Below are 15,849 nucleotides of genomic sequence, written 5' to 3'. Positions count from 1 at the left end.
CCAGCCCGATTTCCGAGACCGGTACGCGCGGCATCAGGCGCAGAATCGGCGCCACCGCTGGTGGCACACACACTCGACATATGCCTGGCCGCAGCCCTGTGGCTACTGCCGCTCGCCTTCATCGTCCTGACCCTGATATTCCCCGGCACCTGGATCATCGTCGCGTCATCACAGGACTGCGTGAAATACCCGACAACCTGCATGGACCCCTACGACATCCCCAAAGAGCTGATCCTCGGCACAGGACTCGCACTCGTCTTCGGACTCGCCGGCACGGCCCTGTCCACCACACGACGCTGGCCCACCTCCCAGCCGCCATCATCGGCGCTGTGATCCTGATGTGGACATGGGTCGCGGCATTCGGAACCGCATTAGCGTAAGAACCCCTGAGGGATTCAGGCGGTTAGCATCGTTCGATCTCGAACCAACGAGGCTGGCGACGTTGACTGATGCCGGTAGGCGATGATGATGCGTTGACGCGCCCCGGCAAGTGACGGGGTCGGCCATAGGTTTTCCAGTGGACGTCGTGAGGAGTGGTGTGAGCAGTCTTGGCAGTTTCATCTGGTCGATCGCAGATCAGCTTCGGGGTCCGTACCGCCCCAACCAGTACGGCAACGTGGTCCTGCCGCTGACCATCCTGCGCCGCCTCGACTGCATCATGGAGCCGGATCGGAAGGTCGTCCGCGACCTCGCGGCCAAGTACGAGAACCCCAACAGGCTCAAGGTCGAGGTGAAGAAGGCTACCGGACGCTCCTTCTACAACACCTCGCACTACTCCTTCGACAACCTGCTCAAAGACGCCGACGGACTCGCCGACAACCTCGCCGACTACATCGACCGCTTCTCCTCCGATGTCGATGTGTTCGAGTACTTCGACTTCAAGAAGGAAATCCTCGCCCTGGAGAAGGCCGAGCTGCTGCGGGCCGTCGTCACATCCTTCGGGGCCATCGACCTACATCCCGCCGTCGTCTCCAACGCCGACATGGGTGACGCGTTCGAGTACATCATCCGCAGGTTCAACGAGGCCGCGAACGAGACCTCCGGAGACCACTACACCCCCGCGACGCGATCCGGCTTTTAGTCGACCTACTCTTCGCGGAAAAAGACGCAGACCTCACCGAGGCCGATATCGTGCGCACACTCTACGACCCGACGGCAGGCACGGGCGGAATGCTCACGCTGGCGGAGGAACACCTGTTGACGCAGAACCCCGACGCGAAGCTGACGCTGTTCGGGCAGGAGTACAACCCGCAGTCGTATGCGATCTGCAAGTCAGATCTGCTGGCCAAGGGCCACGACGCGACGCACATCGCCTTCGGAAACACGTTGACCGAGGACGCTTTCCGCGGGCGCAAGTTCGACTTCTGCATGTCCAACCCGCCCTATGGCGTCGACTGGAAGCAGTACGCGAAGGCCATAACCAAGGAACATCGCACCGAAACGTGTTTGGTCCCAAGTGCTTTCACGTCATCCTCTAGGGCTAGGATGTGACATACTCCTCGCGTCGCGATCGATAGGGCGGGGGTGTGGCAGTGACGCAGGGTCAGGAGTTCGACTGGCTCGCAGAAGCTATCTCGATCTTCGGTGCGTCATGCAAGGCCATGGTGAACGGACCGGGCGACCCCGAGGCGTCAATTCGACCACCGCTGCAGAATCTCCTGGAAGCTGTGGGCAGCCACGACGCCATGGACGGCGTCCTGTGGCATTCCGAAACGCCCCTGCGTGATGTTGGCGTGCGCCCTGACTATGCGGTCGAGGTGCACGGTGAAATCGTAGGTTATGTCGAGGTCAAGCGCCCCGGTCAGACGGTCGATCCAGAGAAGTTCACCGGGCGTAACAAGAAGCAGTGGGAACGGCTCCGCGACTTGCCGAACGTCCTCTACACCAACGGCACTGAATGGCGCCTCTTTCGCTCCGGCGAGCTGATCGGTGCGCCAGTCTTCTTCGACGGCGATCTCGGAAGCGTAGGACGCTCGTTGTCCGTCCGGGAGCCTGCAGCGTTCCATGCCCTTCTGAGGACCTTCCTCCACTGGGTTCCTGAGCCGATCCGCCACATCAACACACTGGTCCGGCGCACCGCGCCGCTGTGCCGCCTGCTACGTGCGGCCGTCCTGGAGCAGCTGGAATGGGAGGGACAGTATGCAGCTGAGGGCGCGCGTCCCGAGGAACTGCGGTTCACTGGGCTGAAAAACGACTGGCGTAGGCTGCTTTTCCCGTCAGCTGACGACGCTACCTTTGCTGACGGATATGCCCAGACGGTGACCTTCGCGCTTCTGCTGGCGCGTACAGAGGACATCTCTGTTAAAGGAGTGGGGCTACACGAGATCGGCCGACGCCTGGACGACGGACACGCCTTGATGGGCAAAGCCCTTCAGCTCCTAACCGACAACATCACGGTAAGCTTCGAGGTCAGCCTCGACCTGCTTATCCAGGTAATCGACGCTGTCGAATGGGCGGTGATCCGCAAGGGCCGACGGGATGCGTACCTACACCTGTACGAATCGTTCCTGGAGGTATACGACGAGAAGCTGCGCCAGAAGAGCGGCTCGTATTACACCCCTCGGGAAATTGTCGAGGAGATGGTGCGCCTCACCGAGGATGTGCTCCGTACCCGCTTGGGTCGCCAGGCCGGATACGCGGACGACGGCGTGCGCATCGTCGATCCGGCGATGGGGACGGGCACATACCTACACGCGGTCATCGAGCACGTCGCCGCTTGGACGGCGGATAACGATGGCCCTGGGGCGATTCCGGATGCGATAGGCAGTCTGGCAAAGCGCCTCATCGGTTTCGAGCTGCAGATGGGCCCCTTCGCCGTCGCCGAGCTAAGGGCTTCGGACTTGCTCAAGCGGCATCAAGCAGTCGCACCGCCCGACGGTATGAAGCTGTTCGTCACCGACACATTGGACAACCCGTATCTGGCCGAGGAAACCCTCGCCTCAACGTACGGCGTGATCTCGGAATCGCGTCGACGAGCGAACCAGGTGAAGGCAAACACACCGGTCACCGTCGCGATCGGCAACCCACCCTACGACGACAAGGCCATGGGCCGTGGAGGCTGGATAGAGAAGGGAAGCCCGGCGCAGGGCAGCACCCCGATCGAAGCGTTCAAGTGGCCCGGAAACGGCCGCTATGAGCACGTGCTCAAGAACCTCTACATCTACTTCTGGCGCTGGGCAACCTGGAAGGTCTTCGACGCCCATCAACAGGACCAGCAGGGAGTCGTCTGCTTCATCACCCCCGCCGGCTTCACCACTGGACCCGGCGGGCGTGGCATGCGTAACTACCTGAGGCGCACCTGCGACGAGGGTTGGATTATAGACCTCTCTCCGGAAGGGCATCGCCCAGATGTGGCCACCCGGATTTTCCCTGGTGTTGCCCAGCCGCTGGCCATCTGCATCTTCGTCCGCAGCAAGGACACCGATCCCGATCGACCCGCCCACATCCACTACCGAGCCGTGCACGGCAGGCGAGCCGATAAGTACCGCCAGCTCAAAGAGATCCAACTGGACGACGACGGCTGGCAGGACACGCACTCTGCCGCCATCCGCCCGTTCCGCCCAATCACCGAGACGGGGTGGGAGGACCATCCCGCTCTCGATGATCTTTTCCTCTGGGGAAGTCTGGGAATTACCGCCAACCGCTCGTGGGTCAACGCCCCCAGCGAGCAGTTGCTCCAACGGCGCTGGGCGCGTCTGATCCACGAGGCCGACCCAGACAAACAGGCGAAGCTGTTCAAGGGGACGCGAGATCGTTCACTGCACGCCCGCCGGCCCCCGCTGCCCGGACAACCTGAGCACGCCCACGGGCTTGCAGACGAAACTGACCTCACGCCGGACCTGATCCGCATCGCCATGCGCAGCTTCGACCGGCAGTGGCTGATCTCCGACAGTCGCGTCATCGACTTCGCCCGACCCACGCTGTGGGAAGCCCTCCAGCCGGGACAGCTCTTCCTCAACCAGCAGTCCTCCCAGGAGATCGAGACCGGGCCGGCCGTCGTCGCCACCGCGCTGCTCCCCGACACCCACCACTTCAACGGCCGCGGCGGCAAAATCATGCCGATCCTCCACCCGGACGGCACACCCAATGTGCATCCGCGGCTGCTCGCCCACTTGGCAACCGAGCTCGGCCTCGACCGCATCACGGTGCACGACCTGGCCGCATATGTGGCGGCTGTCACCGGGCACAGTGGGTTCACCGAGCGGTTCGCCGAGGAACTACTCACTCCTGGCGTACGGCTGCCGCTCACTCGCGACCCCGATCTGTGGCACGAGGCCGTGAAGCTTGGCGAGCGTCTGCTGTGGGCCTCGACGTACGGGGAACGGTACATCGCTCCGAAAGACGGTCGACCAGCAGCAGATGTCCTCTTCCCTCCAGGCGATCCGCGTCGGCTCCGCTACGACCAGCACATCGGGACGGAAGTTCCGAGCGAAATCCGCTACGCCGAGATGAACCGAACCCTGTACTTGGGTGCCGGATTCGTCAGCCCGGTCCCCACAGAGGTGTGGAACTATGACGTCGGCGGCATGCAGATCGTCAAGAAGTGGTTCGGATACCGCAAGGCGAACCCCAACAGCCGCAAGACGAGCCCCCTGGACGACTTGCATGTCGACTCGTGGCCATCCAGCTGGTCGCGCGAACTCATGGAACTGCTCTCCGTGCTGCGCCGACTCACCGACCTCGCTCCCGTGCAACAGGAACTGTTGGACCGGATCCTCGCCGGACCCAAGGTCACGGTGGCAGACCTTGAGAAGGCCGCTATTCTGCCGGTGTCCGACAAGGCTCGCAGGCCCCGTCGTCAACTCAAGACCAGTCACGACGAGCTTCATCTGAACGCCGACGAGAAACCGTAGCGTCAGCTCAGCGCGTCTTCGCACAACGCTCGACATACGCTACCGCCTCTGTTCCGGTCCATGCACCTTCTGCGAGTTCACGGAGCGCGTGCATTTCCGGACTGAGTGAGGGTGTACGTCGCTGCATCTCATCGGCGAATACGCTCACCTCAGCCAGGCGTTCGCCAAGCGTGGCGCACTCGGCTTCGAAGTACACTGCCTTGCCTCGCGGCGTGATAACCAGACTCTCACCGGTGACTTCCAGTAGGCCCATCCAACTGAGAGTTTGCACGTCGGCTGCGATGCTCTCCTGGTCAAGCCCCCGGACTGCGGCCGCTATAGCATCAGGGAACGGAATCTCGGCGGTCACGAGATGATGCAGAACCCGAATCTGTGATGGCGAGAGCGCTGGGTGCACGGATGCATGTCTAGCAGCACCGGGGACGATCCTGCCGCAGGCCGCGCGTAACGGGGCTTCTAAACAAACCGTGCGCCCGCTTCTGTCGCAATAACGCGAACGCGTGGCTCGGGGTCAGGTCACCGACACACCGATCAAACTGCCACGACACGCCGATCAACCGGATCGCCTGTCCCGACCAGCACCGCCTGTATTCAGCTCCCACCGTCACCGTCCCCATGATCGCGGAGACAGACCAACCAACAGCGCGGCAATCGCCTTGGTCTGCATCGCGGCGAGGCGCTCTCCTTCCGCGCCGTCGACATGGCGAATCCTGCGAAAACACCGTCGCGACCAGTAGCCGAGTTGGCCCGCACGGTAGTCGCTACGACATGGGCGCGGCAGCCCGCAACGGGCTCAACCACTCGGTCACCCTCGACCAGCGCAAAGCCATGATCGATACCGCCGTCGCCCAGCGCGACGTCGCATTCACCGGTGGCCCCGCCGAATACACCAGCGGCACCGTCCACGAACTCACCACCGAATCCACCCCGATCGAGCGCGAGTTCTACGGCTTCTACCGCACCCAGCGCGGCGCGGTCACCCCCGAAGGCGCCACACCGGAAACCACCACCCACCCGACCCTGTCCAGCAACGTCAAGTTCCTGAACTTCCACCCCTTCAACGACATCGAGACCATCTCCCCGCGCCCCGATGCTGTTCGTCACCGGCGAGAACGCCCACTCCCGCGAATTCAGCGAGGAAGCCTTCCGCCTCGCTGGCGACCGCAAGGAACTGGTCGTCGTCCCCGGCGCCGGACACGTCGACCTCTACGACCGCACCGAGGTCATCCCCTTCGACAAGCTGACCACGTTCTTCCAGACCAACCTGCGCTGAGGCGCCACCCCGAAAGGGTGACCATGACAACGATCGCGATCATCGGCGCGGGCCCCGGGCTCGGCCTGGCCACAGCACGCCGCTTCGGACGCGAATGGTTCTCGGTCGCGCTGATCTCCCGCTCCCAGAACAAACTCGACCGTCTCGTCGACGAACTCGCCGCCGACGCCACCACAGCCGCCGGGTACCCCGCCGATGTGCAAAACCGGACCACCCTGGCCGCCGCGCTCGACAAAGACTCCAGCGAACTCGGCCCGATCGAAGTTCTCCAGTACAGCCCCGTCCCCCGCCAGGAATTCCTGCGACCCGTCCTCGACACCACCGCCGAGGACCTCTCCGCCGCGACCGAATTCTCCATCCTCGGCCCCGTCACCGCCGTCGAACAGGTACTCGACGGAATGACCGAACTCGGCAGAGGCACGGTCTTTGTTCGTCAACGGCTCCAGCGCCGCTCAACCCAACACCAGCGTCGCGGGCACCTCGATCGCCTTCGCAGGCGAGTCCGCCTACGGCGCGATGCTGCACGAAGCACTCGAGCCACGCAATATCCGAGTCGGGCAACTGATCATCCCTCGGCGCCATCGGCGGCGGCGACCCCCAGTACGCACCCGACGCACTCCCCGAACAACTATGGGCAATCCACACCGAACAACGGCCCTTCCGCACCACAGTCGGCGTCGGCTAGCAACCCGGTCGATCCGGCCGGTCCGTCTCGCCACAACCCGCACCGGCTCCCTCACGAGACGGGTGCCGGGTATATTTGGTCCAGACCTACAACGCGTAGTCACCCACGATGACCAGGCGTTTTCCGGTTGCCCATGTTTTGTGTGTCCTGCCGAGGAATCGAACCTGCGACCTCCCAGCGGGCCACAGTGCGAACCGACCACCCCGCCTCCAGACATCGACAGCCGCGCCATCAAGGTCGCAGCCGGTCCGGGCCTGCAGCCCGCCGCTTACCTACCTACGGCCAGGTGGTCTGCTCACCGTGCAGGAGGCAGCGCACGGTTAGCGCCGACCCCGGGCCCGTAGGAGCGAATGTTCATCGACCCGTTCGGCGTCGATGGTCAGCAAGCCGTCGTGTCGGCGTCGGTGGCCAGGCGCAGGACGGCGCCACATTGATCTACCCGGACAAAGGACTACGGTCGGCCGTCCAGGGGAGCATTCTCGTTGTGCCACAAGATCTTTCCGAACAACTCTAGTGGATCCACGGCGACTACGGCCTTTTGGCGCAGATGGAACGCCGTCGGAGTGGTGCTACTGGCCAGATAGTGCTGTACCGCTTGCATCGGCTCGACGCCGAGTTCGACCCCATCGACCAGTCGAAAAATTCCATCAACGTGCCGCCCGCGAAACCCAAGTTCTACATCATCGGGATGACGACCGAACTCCGATGGCCCGAAGTCGATTACGCGGCGCTGTCGGCGTAGCTGAGTCTTGGCTGGATCGATCCGCACGAAGAATGAGTGCAGGTCGAGGTCCTTGATGCGGTGCTTGCCGCCGGAGGCGTAGTGCAGCGCGCCACCCTGAGTCAGCGCAGTCATCAGGTAGGCATTCCGGTAGGCAGCAAGATGGGGGTTTCGTTCGAAGAACACTGCTAATTCGTCCTTGGCGATCGAGGCCAGGCGATGCAGGTGACTTTCGGAAATCGGTTCGTGCGAATACCTCGACACATCGTTCTCCACTCGCGCAGCCTAGGCGATCAGTCCACCTTCCGCTGCGGGGTCTCGGTACCGCGGTGCAGGATGGGACCGTGGAGACGAACGTACGGACGCCGATGCAGATCTTCAGCCTCCCACAGACTCTGGTGGTCCCACTGTTCCAGAGGCCCTACGTCTGGGATCAGGTCGAGCAATGGGAGCCGCTGTGGAACGACATCCGGCGTCTGACTGAGCTGCGGCTACGCGATCCGTATTCCACGGCAACGCATTTCCTCGGTGCTGTAGTTGTCCAAGCTCAGGAAGGACAGCTCGGCAGTCTGCAGGTGAGCAACATCATCGACGGCCAGCAGCGACTGACGACGCTGCAGTTGCTTATGGATGCGACCGGCTCGGTGCTGGAGTCCGCCGGCCGTGACACGCTCGCGGGCCAGCTGGAGAGCCTGACCCATAATCAGGCCACCTTCGTACCAGCAGGAGAGTCGCGGCTGAAGATTCGCCACACCAACCGCGACCACGCCGCCTTCGATGAGGTCATGGACTCAGATCCGCCGGTCAGTCACGCCGAGCTCGCGCACGCGAGTGCCCGGATCACTCGTGCCCATGCCTTTTTTGCTGATGCCGTCGCCGCCTGGCTTGGCGCGTACGACGGAGAAGACTACTCGGCTCGGGCCAATGCACTGGTCGGTGTGCTGACCAGCGGGCTCCAATTGGTGGCCATCAACCTCACCGCAGTGGAGAACTCGCAGGAGATCTTCGAAACTCTCAACGCTCGCGGAACCCCGCTGACCGCTGCCGATCTCATCAAGAACTTCGTCTTCCAGCGGCTCGCCGCTGAGGGTTCGGACACGCGCCGCGCCTATGCCGAAGACTGGCCTTTCGACACGAAGTTCTGGGAAACTGAGGTCAGCGTTGGGCGCTACCGGGTTAGCCGCGGGTCCCTGTTCCTCAACCAATGGCTCATTTCCCGGATCGGCGAGGAGATCGGACCGCAGCAGACATTTGCGCGCTTCAAGGCCTACGTCGAGCATGACAGTGGACAGAAAATGGGCGTACTACTGCCGACGATCAAACGGCAGGCCGATCTCTACGAGGCTTGGACGCTAGCCGCCGACGACAAGGACCGACAGCTCACGACCGTCGAAATGTCGGTATACCGCATGAAGGCCTTCGAGGTCGAACTGCTCAAACCGATTCTGGTTTGGCTGCACGACCCGGAACGCGCGCTTACCGGCGACACCATCGACGGTGTCGTTGCGGCAGTGGAAAGTTGGGTTGTCCGCCGCATGTTCCTCCGCCTGACGACATCCGATTTGGGCCGCGTCGTCGCCGACATCATCCGCATCTACAACGATGCACCCGATGCCGAACTTGTCGACAGAGTTGCCAAGCACCTGTCCAGACTGAACGTCTCCAGCACATATTGGCCCGGAGACAACGAGATTCGTGCGTCGCTCGCTGCTGAAGCCGCCTACCGTCGCTTCAAGGTCGCACGTCTGCGGGTCTTCCTGGAAGCGATCGAGAACCGGTTCAGGCGGGTGACCAACCAGCCACAGATGCCGCGACGCGGCTACCCGATCGAGCACATCCTGCCGCAGACGTGGAAGGACAACTGGGCTGTCGACGGACCCGAGGCCGAGATCGAACGCGGAGCGCATGTGCACCGGCTCGGCAACCTGACCTTGCTCACCGGTTCGCTCAACTCCAAGGTTTCCAACGGCGCTTGGGATCTCAAGCGAGACGCAATTCGAGAACACGACACCCTGCTGCTCAACAGTCGACTTCTCAGCAATATCGGCGACGAGCAGTGGGCGGAGGAAGCCATCGAGGCTCGGACCGAACGCATCATCGACGTGCTACTCGCCGTGTGGCCGGTGCCCCAAGGGCATACCGGGCAGGTAGTCGATCCCCGAGATAAGAACCAAGACTGGGTCGAGGTGAAGGACCTGGTTGCGGCCGGACTCCTTACGCCAGGAACGATACTGACGCCGCGACAGGGGAATTGGCGATCGTGTGAGGCCCTCATTTGCGATAACGGCACGCTGGAAGTGGAGGGCCAATCCTTCGGGTCCCCCTCCGGAGCGGGTCGTCATGTCAAGGGCAGTGTGACCAACGGCTGGACCTTCTGGAGCCTCCCGGACGGACGGCGGCTCATTGACGTCCGGGCTGCATTCCGCGGTGAGAAGCCGACGGGCGACAACAAGACCACTGCACTCTCGGAAGCTGGCACTACCGAATGACCGCGGCGACTGCGCAGAGGTGGAGATCGCTACGCCGGGCGGGATCGGACTACCACAGTAAGGCGATGGTGCACGGTCGGTCAGTGCTGGCCCGGGCCCCTCTCCTTTGCCAATTGGACGTCCCGCCTTCTCGCTAGCCATCTCCAAAATGCCGAGCCCCAACGGGTCACAGCGAGGTGCTTCTATCAGGCGGGGGCGGATCGTTTTTGTAGGCCGATACCTTCGCGACACTCACGCTCCCCGCCACAATATTTAAGCGTATCGTGGAATTTCCCGATGTCCAAACGCGCACGGCGACCCTTCCATTACGGACGATGGTCGATATATTAAGGTCGATCACGGATACAGTACTCAGCTCGGATATCTCAACGCTTTCAACCGCATACAGCCACAGTTCGACTTGAACCGTGTTGTAGCCAACGGCTCCCCACTTTGTAGGCGGATCAGTCGGAAACTCACGAAAATCGAACCGCACATAGACACTTGGGCCGTCACGGTGCAACCGAATCTCGTGGAGCACAACGCCATCCAGCGATGGGGTGAGCGCCCCGAATACTCCTCGAATACTCCTCGGCTCATGCAGCGCATCAACCCAGCTCATCAGCTGCATCCTATGTTTGGAAGGGATAGCGCCCAGGGGTTCCGGGTACTTTACCAGTTCGAGTATTTTCAAAAGGCCGGACGTTGAAGTGGGGACCCTGGTCACCGACGCCATCTTCCCCATACCGGTGCCCCGCACTGCGATCTTGAATAACAATGCGTTTTCCATTTCCGGCAGTAAAATGATACTCCTCGGTTATGATTTCCTGATTTTCATCGAGGACTGCATGGCTCCCAACCCGAACACCTATCATCCACATAACCCGATGTCTTGGATAGATCCGCTGGGCCTGGCTTGTGGGGACTCCAATAGTTAAGTGCCCACGGCAGATTTGCAGGCGGTGGCGGTTTGACCGGTCCAGTCCACGACATCGGAAGTAACCGAGGCGTTTTGGACGGTCGCTACCTCGCCGATCCAGCCAGTCCCAAACCCTTCAGAATAAATCTGACGGCGGAACGATCTCACAATCGAGCACTACCTATTTGCGATCATGCGAGACTTCAGATTAACTTCCCACACGCAGTCCGGCACCATTTCTCCGCCTTCATCTTTTGTGGTTGCCACAATGTCAGCGCCAGCTTCTGTCAGGTAGTGAATTTCATCGCGGAAGTTCAGATCTGTACGCCTCACCAGGCCGCCGCGCGGCTCGATCACAGAACGGAGATCGTCGAAGTATATTTTCTCTGGTATATCGGCTACCAATGCCGCAATCGGAATGGGGATTGAAGTCCCCCACTCTAGGCGGTGCACTGACAACTTCATCCCGAAGGATACCCACTCCTCTTCCTTATCGGGATTGAAATCTATTTGAACCAACCCGTAGTCGCGTCGCATCCAAGCACGTTTTTTTTCTACTTCCTCATAGAATTCAGAATCGCCCATTATTTGGTCGATGCTACTTACGCTCGCCCCATTGCGGAGTCCGCACAGAGAATCAGAGATCGCTACTTCTGCAATGAACTCACGAAACCCTATCAGCATCGACCTTACACTCCTCTTCGCTTGCACATGTCACACCCTGGACAAATATTCAGAAATATCTGATGCATCATTCTATACGCTCAAGCGCCTTGATGAGGAAATTCATCTCTGCCGCCTTGTTCTTTGCGTTTCCCCAATTGTGCGCGTTCATCTCGGTCATTGCCGCCCGCGATTTATCAATCAGGTCCGCTCGAAGATCGGCATTGGAGTATATCTCGGATACGACGCGGCGTAGCTGAGCATCATTCGGCGTACCGTTCGACATTCGCAAGCCTTCTACACCGATCGACCCGTCATGATGGGCAAACACACGTACTTCCTTGCCACCAATGTGCACATGCGCCCCCTTCGTCGCCCAGTCCGCGCTCATCGATGAGACCCTGACAGGGCAGGGCGTTAGCCCAAGAGGGTCGGCCCATGTCGTGGGGTTATCTGGATAAATGTTGGGGTTGGGCGACGGCGTAAGACCCAGAATGTCTTGAGTGAGGTAGCGGCCGGTTTCCGGGTCATAGTAGCGATGGAGGTTGTAGTGGAGTCCGGTTTCCGGGTCGTATTGTTGACCCTGGAAGCGATGCGGGGTGTCGGGGCCGGTCCAGACCGTTTGCCCCCAGAGCGTTGCGGTCGCCGTTGAGCCTACTTCTCCGGTTGCTGGATCAGCGAGGTGACTCGGACTGCCTTCTAGATTGGTGACGATCGCCCAGAATCTGTCGTCGACAGATTGAGTCAGGGGGATGTGGGTTGTGGGATGGTTGGTCCAGGTGTGGGTACGCGCGCCGGCGTGGTTTGCGGTCGATTGTTCGGTGAGATGGACCCCGTCCCAGGCGAATTTGGTATAAGTGTTGCTGGCGTGGTGTTGCTTGCTGGTTCGGCGACCGAATGCGTCGTAGGTGTAGTACCAGGTGGTGTTGTCCGGGGTGGTTGCTTCGACAAGTTGGTCGAAGGCGTTATACCGGTAGTGCCAGATAGCCGGCTTACGGGAAATCCGGGTCTTTTCTTTGCGGACAAGGCGACCAGCCGTGTCGTAGAAGTAGCGGGCACGTCCGGTGCGGACGAGGAGGTTGTTGCGGTACTCCGCACGCTGGTCTGTGGAAGGCACGTCCATTTGGTAACCGGCGGCGATGGGATCGGGTGGTACCGGTGATGCCGGAACCGCGACAGTGGTGAGATTCGACAAGGCGTCGTAGGTGTATTCCTCGGAGGTCCCGGCGCCCGGGCTCGCAATGCGGGTGATGCGACCGATCACATCCAGGGTGTAGTCGTGCCGTCGGCTCGATGCGGGCGTGGTAGTGGTATGGCTCGTAACGCACCCATCCGGACGCCAGGTGTAATCGTCGCGCTCGAGCAATTGGGTGGGTGAGCTGGTCCGCGGATCGAGCTGGACGAGTTCGCGGCTGAGGGTATAGCCGGCGGGACTGTAGGTATTGTGTTGGCCGATCCCCGCACTGCGCCAGCTATTCTGACGCCCCATCGCATCGTGGGTGAAGTCGAATCGGTGCCCGCGTGAGGTTAGGGCGGCGACTTGTCCTGTCGGCGTGTGTTCGTACGTGGTTGTCGCGCCACTAGGAGTCGTGTATCCAATTCGGCGACCGTGACGATCGTAGTCATAGGCAATGGTTTGGCTGTCGACACGTTGGGCGAGCATGCGCCCTGCCGCGGTGTGTTCGAAAGTGACAGTGTGGATGGTGCTGTTGTGGTTGCCGTTTCGAGCAGTCGCGAGCCGGCCGGTCGGGGTATAGGTGTTGGTAATCCATTCACTGGTGTCGGTGCTGACGCCAGTGAATCGGCCGAGGACATCGTAGGTGAGGCGGCGTTGAACACCCGCAGGTGTCGTGATGATGGCAGGTCGATTGAGCAGGTCGAACTCGGTCTGGGTGACCGATCCGTTGTAGTCGGTTTCAGTGCGGACATTGCCCGCCAGATCGTATTCGTAGGTCCAGGTGTCGCCGAGCGGGTTGGTGACCGAGGTGAGTCGGCCTTCGGTGTCGTGGGAGTAGGCGGTGATAGCGCCGTCGGGCGCTTCGCGGGTACTGACCAGGTCAAAGGTGCCGTAGGTGTAGCGGGTGAGCGCACCGATCTGGTTGGTGTGGGTAAGTAGGTTCGCTTCGCCGTCATAGGTCCACGACTGTGTCGTGCCATCGGTGTCTGTGTGGGAGAGCAGGTTTCCCTCGGCGGAATAGCAGTGCGTGCTGATACCACCGATCGGGTCGGTAATGATGGTGGGCTGACCGAACATGTCGCGCTCGACAACCGTGACCGCGTTGCCGGGTTCGGTGATCCGGATCGGCAGGCCAGCGGCGTCGATGTCGATATGGGTTGTGGCGCCCGTCGACATCGTGATCGAAGCCGGAGCACCGCACTGATGGTGGGTGTACGTGGTGGTCACACCGTCGGCATCGGAGATGCTGGTGAGGTTGCCGTCGTCGTCATATGTCCGGGTAATCGTCGTGCCGTCGACATCGCTCACAATGGCCGGACGGCGCGGTGCGGCGTAGCTGATCGAAATCACTTCCCGGTCTGGGCGGCGGAGCAGGACCAGATCGCCATCGAGGTTGTAGAGATAGGTGGTGATGTTGGCGTAAGCGTCGACATAGCGGACCGGCTGGCGGTACTCGTTGTAGTCGGTGACCGAGGACGCGCCACGCGGATCGATCAGGTTCCGAAGACACAGGTCTTCGTCGAACTCAAAGGTTGTAGTGGCGCCAAGCGAGTTGGTGTGGTGTGTGCGGACCCGCCGGAATTCGGGAAGGACTTCGTATGCGAAGGTCGCGGACAGGATTCCGTCGGACCCGACCTGCTTCACGACCCGTCCGGTCCGGTCGTAGGTGTTGTGCAATTCCGTACCGCGGGAATCACGCCATGACAGCATCCGCGCGTCGCTGTCATACCGGTAGTGCGTGGCGGCGCCGACGCCGTTGATGACCGTGGTGAGATTGCCTGTTGTGTAGATGAATTCACGAACTCGGGTTGTTGCGGGAGCACCGTCTGGATCTGCGCCTACGACGGCTAGACCAGTGACGCGAGCGCCTTCGGTGGTGATTTCGACACGGTAGCCACCGGAATGGGTGATATGGGTAGGCGTGCCCTCGGGGCTGTAGTGGAATCGGATGTGATTGTGGTGGCGGTCGGTAATCTCAGTGATCGCGTAGCCGTCGCCTTCAGTGCCGAACCCCGACAGTGCAGGGTCCGGGATGAAACCCCAAGTAAGTTCGCGGTCCGAGTCGTGAACAAGATAGCCGCCAGTTTCGGTGCGCGTTATGGTCGCGCGGATTCCGTTGTGCACCGGGCGGACCGGGACGTCGGGAACTGTGTGAGGGAACTGCCACACCTCGCCGTCGGGTCCGACAAATCGGACTCCGACTTGGTCGACGGTCACCCGCATGTCAAGCGTGGCCGCCCACGACGGCCCGAACCAGCCACCGAACCGATACGACGAGCGGTGGCGACGGGTGAGGACCAATGCCAGCACGCCGGGGAGTTCGACATCGGTTGCAGGAAGGAGGAACTCACCGGTCGCGACGTCGACCGGGTCACCACAGTCGGTGGTTTGCTTCGCGGTCTTGTTCAGGTCCGGCTTCTCGGAGCCGGACTGGTCGGGAAGCTTGCTCGTCTCCGGCGTGCTCGCCGGTTTCGTGGTCCCTGGGGTGTCCGGGTTATCAGTTGTCTTCGACGGTGTATCAGGTGTGCTGGCCGGATTCGTGGGCGTGTCAGGCTGTTTCGTGGTCGACGGGGTTGTCGAGGTATCGGTGTTCTTCGCGGCCGCGGGACTGGTAGTGGTGGTGTCGGCGTTCTTCGAGGTCTTGGACGGGGTCTTCTTGAACGCTTTCGCGATATCACCGAACGCCGACTTCAACTGCTTGAGCAACGGCTTCAGCTTCGACATCGTCTTGGCCAACTTCGAAAACAACTTCGAAATCGTCGCCACAGTCTTCGCGATGTAAGCGGTGGCCTGGACCGCGACCAACGGAGTCGCCAGACCGACCGAGAACACCAATTCCGCCGCCCACACCGCGAGACGACCGACGGTTTGGGCTACCAGGTCACGGACGGTTTCGCGGACCGCGGCCACGATCCCACCGGCCATGCGGATCGCTGAAGCTGCCGCGGTCGCGGCGGTGTTGGCGGCGGTGAGCAGGTTGGTGGTGTTGGACGCCGCGGATTTGTAGGCGGTGGCGGTTTGACCGGTCCAGTCCGCGACATCGGCAGTGACCGCGGCGTTCTGGGCAGTGGCCACTTCGCTGATGCGGGC

At 61.5% G+C, this 15,849-nt stretch carries 12 protein-coding genes and 1 pseudogene; 6 read left to right on the top strand and 7 right to left on the bottom strand.

Annotated features, from left to right (window positions below; genetic code table 11):
* Positions 1–60 precede the first annotated feature (60 nt).
* From ACFVJ5_RS33490 to ACFVJ5_RS33480, 3 genes and pseudogenes are all read left to right on the top strand, one after another.
* Positions 61–333 (top strand): hypothetical protein, encoded by a 273-nt coding sequence (locus ACFVJ5_RS33490; RefSeq protein WP_379226433.1) that lies wholly within the window; start codon positions 61–63, stop codon positions 331–333.
* A 205-nt stretch (positions 334–538) separates the two neighbouring features.
* Positions 539–1,428 (top strand): annotated as a pseudogene (locus ACFVJ5_RS33485) (N-6 DNA methylase); the annotation flags it as partial.
* A gap of 98 nt (positions 1,429–1,526) precedes the next feature.
* A complete protein-coding gene (locus ACFVJ5_RS33480) occupies positions 1,527–4,853 on the top strand; it encodes a type ISP restriction/modification enzyme (protein WP_379226431.1) in 3,327 nt (1,108 codons plus the stop codon).
* Positions 4,854–4,860: 7 nt separating this feature from the next.
* Here the strand turns inward: ACFVJ5_RS33480 and ACFVJ5_RS33475 are convergent, their stop codons facing one another.
* Both ACFVJ5_RS33475 and ACFVJ5_RS33470 read right to left on the bottom strand, forming a co-directional pair.
* Positions 4,861–5,202, bottom strand: a complete 342-nt coding sequence (locus ACFVJ5_RS33475; RefSeq protein ID WP_375934042.1) for a hypothetical protein — start codon at positions 5,200–5,202, stop codon at positions 4,861–4,863.
* Between the two features lie 412 nt (positions 5,203–5,614).
* The gene (locus ACFVJ5_RS33470; RefSeq protein ID WP_379226429.1) at positions 5,615–5,767 is read right to left on the bottom strand and encodes a hypothetical protein; all 153 of its coding nucleotides are present in this window, start codon (positions 5,765–5,767) and stop codon (positions 5,615–5,617) included.
* Between the two features lie 176 nt (positions 5,768–5,943).
* On the opposite strand from ACFVJ5_RS33470, the gene ACFVJ5_RS33465 reads away from it, so the two are divergent.
* Together ACFVJ5_RS33465 and ACFVJ5_RS33460 are read left to right on the top strand one after the other, a co-directional pair.
* On the top strand, positions 5,944–6,126 hold the full coding sequence (locus ACFVJ5_RS33465; RefSeq protein ID WP_379226427.1) for an alpha/beta hydrolase: 183 nt from the start codon (positions 5,944–5,946) through the stop codon (positions 6,124–6,126).
* Positions 6,127–6,149: 23 nt separating this feature from the next.
* Positions 6,150–6,923, top strand: a complete 774-nt coding sequence (locus ACFVJ5_RS33460; RefSeq protein ID WP_379226425.1) for an SDR family NAD(P)-dependent oxidoreductase — start codon at positions 6,150–6,152, stop codon at positions 6,921–6,923.
* Positions 6,924–7,262: 339 nt separating this feature from the next.
* Here the strand turns inward: ACFVJ5_RS33460 and ACFVJ5_RS33455 are convergent, their stop codons facing one another.
* Positions 7,263–7,808, bottom strand: a complete 546-nt coding sequence (locus ACFVJ5_RS33455) for a hypothetical protein (protein ID WP_379226423.1) — start codon at positions 7,806–7,808, stop codon at positions 7,263–7,265.
* Positions 7,809–7,876: 68 nt separating this feature from the next.
* Here ACFVJ5_RS33455 and ACFVJ5_RS33450 point away from each other — a divergent pair, with 68 nt between their 5' ends.
* Complete coding sequence (locus ACFVJ5_RS33450) at positions 7,877–10,021, top strand: DUF262 domain-containing protein (protein WP_379226422.1); 2,145 nt, start codon at positions 7,877–7,879, stop codon at positions 10,019–10,021.
* A gap of 166 nt (positions 10,022–10,187) precedes the next feature.
* On the opposite strand, the gene ACFVJ5_RS33445 is transcribed toward ACFVJ5_RS33450, so the two are convergent.
* The 4 genes from ACFVJ5_RS33445 to ACFVJ5_RS33430 all read right to left on the bottom strand — a co-directional run bounded on the left by ACFVJ5_RS33445 (position 10,188) and on the right by ACFVJ5_RS33430 (position 15,834).
* Positions 10,188–10,622 (bottom strand): Imm50 family immunity protein, encoded by a 435-nt coding sequence (locus tag ACFVJ5_RS33445; RefSeq protein WP_379226420.1) that lies wholly within the window; start codon positions 10,620–10,622, stop codon positions 10,188–10,190.
* A gap of 10 nt (positions 10,623–10,632) precedes the next feature.
* Complete coding sequence (locus tag ACFVJ5_RS33440) at positions 10,633–10,875, bottom strand: HNH/endonuclease VII fold putative polymorphic toxin (protein ID WP_379226418.1); 243 nt, start codon at positions 10,873–10,875, stop codon at positions 10,633–10,635.
* A 221-nt stretch (positions 10,876–11,096) separates the two neighbouring features.
* Entirely contained in the window at positions 11,097–11,603 is a 507-nt protein-coding gene (locus ACFVJ5_RS33435) for a hypothetical protein (protein ID WP_379226416.1), read from the bottom strand.
* 67 nt (positions 11,604–11,670) lie between these two features.
* Entirely contained in the window at positions 11,671–15,834 is a 4,164-nt protein-coding gene (locus ACFVJ5_RS33430; RefSeq protein ID WP_379226415.1) for a DUF6531 domain-containing protein, read from the bottom strand.
* Between the last annotated feature and the right edge of the window lie 15 nt (positions 15,835–15,849).

The sequence above is a fragment of the Nocardia sp. NPDC127606 genome, assembly GCF_042671725.1.
In the GTDB taxonomy this organism is placed as follows: domain Bacteria; phylum Actinomycetota; class Actinomycetes; order Mycobacteriales; family Mycobacteriaceae; genus Nocardia.
Note: the sequence above shows the minus strand (reverse complement) of the source record. Positions and strands in the feature narration are given on the sequence as shown.

Coding starts and splice junctions, on each gene's coding strand:
- ACFVJ5_RS33465 (WP_379226427.1), top strand. CDS start 5,944: ATGCTGTTCGTCACCGGCGAGAACGCCCACTCCCGCGAATTCAGCGAG.
- ACFVJ5_RS33460 (WP_379226425.1), top strand. CDS start 6,150: ATGACAACGATCGCGATCATCGGCGCGGGCCCCGGGCTCGGCCTGGCC.
- ACFVJ5_RS33445 (WP_379226420.1), bottom strand. CDS start 10,622: ATGAGCTGGGTTGATGCGCTGCATGAGCCGAGGAGTATTCGAGGAGTA.
- ACFVJ5_RS33440 (WP_379226418.1), bottom strand. CDS start 10,875: ATGATAGGTGTTCGGGTTGGGAGCCATGCAGTCCTCGATGAAAATCAG.
- ACFVJ5_RS33435 (WP_379226416.1), bottom strand. CDS start 11,603: ATGCTGATAGGGTTTCGTGAGTTCATTGCAGAAGTAGCGATCTCTGAT.